2 protein-coding genes and 1 pseudogene are annotated in these 1068 nt (G+C 70.0%); all 3 read right to left on the bottom strand.

Annotated features, from left to right (window positions below; all coding sequences use genetic code 11):
- Positions 1 to 211, bottom strand: a pseudogene (locus ACWIE7_RS19450) (monovalent cation/H+ antiporter subunit D family protein); the annotation flags it as partial.
- A complete protein-coding gene (locus tag ACWIE7_RS19445; RefSeq protein WP_454070372.1) occupies positions 208 to 564 on the bottom strand; it encodes a sodium:proton antiporter in 357 nt (118 codons plus the stop codon). The pseudogene ACWIE7_RS19450 and the gene ACWIE7_RS19445, both read right to left, overlap by 4 nt.
- Positions 561 to 1068: MnhB domain-containing protein (locus ACWIE7_RS19440; RefSeq protein ID WP_454070371.1), on the bottom strand; the 508-nt coding region annotated here is incomplete at its 5' end. The genes ACWIE7_RS19445 and ACWIE7_RS19440, both read right to left, overlap by 4 nt.

Below are 1068 nucleotides of genomic sequence, written 5' to 3'. Positions count from 1 at the left end.
GGATGGCCACTCCGGGGACGAACGCGCCCACCTGGGCGGCCACCACGGGCTCGGCGTGGTGGTGCACGAGCAGGCCGATGCCCGACAAGGCGGTGATGACGGGGACGGCCAGCGCCAGCAAGCGGCCGATGATCCGCCACGGCATCATCGCGGCGAGCGCCGCGGCCATGACCGGGACGGCGGCCAGCAGCGGCAGGAGCAGAGCGATCACGCGGCGCCCTCCCGTCCGGTGGTGGTGAAGGCCTCGTCGCCGGTGTCCGGGACGTCGTGGGTGTCGTCGTCGCTCCCCACCACGGCGAGCGACAGCATGAACACGGTGACCGCCATGGTGATGACAATGGCGGTGAGCACGAACGCCTGGGGGAGTGGGTCGGCGGAGATGTCGCTGCTGTTGACGTCCGCCAACGGTTCGCTTCGCCACGCGGACACCCCGGACGAGAGCAGCATCAGGTTGACGGCGTGACTGAACAGGCCGAGGCCGAACACGACGCGCACCATCCCGCGCTGAATCATCAGGTAGACGCCCCCGCCGGTGAGGACACCGATCATGATCGCCAGGGTCATCGGCTCGCCTCCGCGGTCTTGTCGGTTCCGGGGACCGCGTCGACGGCGGTGCCCTCCGCGCCGAGGGTGTTGAACGCGGTCATGACCAGGCCCAGCACGCCGAAAAAGACCCCGAGGTCGAAGAACAGTGCGCTGCTGATGTGCTGGCCGAGGATGTACCAGTGCGCGGGCTCGAGGAACGCGCCCAACGCGTAGCCGCCGACCCCGGTGAGGCCGGCGAGGATGAGCCCGCCGCCGATGAACTTGACCGGGGTGGACGGCTTGCTCACCGGGGAGTCCGACTCGCGGGACAGGTAGTAGAGCGCGAACGCGCAGGAGGCGACGAGAGCGGCGATGAATCCTCCGCCGGGCTCGTTGTGCCCTCGCCAGAGCAGCAGTACCGATACGACGGCGAGGGTGGGTGCCACGACGCGGGACAGCAGGCGCAGAGGCATGGTGTTGCGGTCGGCGTCCTCGAGCGCCGTCTCGGCCTCGCCGGTGGCCTGCTCGGTGCCGGGGAGGAAG

This window comes from Dietzia sp. NPDC055343 (assembly GCF_053645265.1).
Note: the sequence above shows the minus strand (reverse complement) of the source record. Positions and strands in the feature narration are given on the sequence as shown.